We start from the raw sequence: 691 nt of genomic DNA on the forward strand, positions 1-691 counted from the left end.
TCAGGACATCGGCGACACATCTCTCAAGTCATCGGCGACACGGCGTGTCAAGGCCTCAGTGGCCGCCTGGATCCGTGATGCTGGTTCATGTCGAAGCGTCGCCTGGTCATCACGGCGTTGTTCATCGAGGAGCAGACCGTCGCCGAAGTCGGTGCCCGCTATGGGGTGCACCGTTCCTGGGTCTACCGGCTCAAGGCCCGCTATGAGACCGAGGGCGAGGCCGCGTTCGAGCCACGGTCCAGACGTGCACACCGCTCTCCCGCAGCGATCAGTGACACGACTGTCGAACTGATCGTGCGGCTACGCAAGCAACTGACCGAGTCCGGCCTCGACGCCGGCCCAGACACCATCGCCTGGCACCTGACACATCACCACCACCTCACCGTCTCGGTGTCCACCATCGCCCGCACCCTGGCCCGTCAAGCCCTGGCCGGGCCCGAGCCGAAGAAGCGACCCAAGGCCTCCTACATCCGGTTCGTCGCCGAGCAACCCAACGAGTGCTGGCAATCCGACCTCACCCACTACCCGTTGGCCGATGGCACCGACGTCGAGATCATCACCTGGCTCGACGACCACTCCCGCTACGCCCTACACGTCAGCGCCCACGCCACGATCACCGCCGACATCGTGGTCGACACGTTCCACAAAGCCGCCGCTCAACACGGCTACCCCGCCTCCACGTTGACCGACA

Annotated in this window: 1 protein-coding gene; it reads left to right on the forward strand. The window is 65.1% G+C overall.

From position 1 onward, the window contains the following. Positions 1–87: 87 nt before the first annotated feature. A partial coding sequence (locus DPM12_RS22700; RefSeq protein WP_146751954.1) for a helix-turn-helix domain-containing protein occupies positions 88–691 on the forward strand: 604 nt, incomplete at its 3' end.

This window comes from Phytoactinopolyspora halophila, assembly GCF_003287285.1.
In the GTDB taxonomy this organism is placed as follows: domain Bacteria; phylum Actinomycetota; class Actinomycetes; order Jiangellales; family Jiangellaceae; genus Phytoactinopolyspora_A; species Phytoactinopolyspora_A halophila.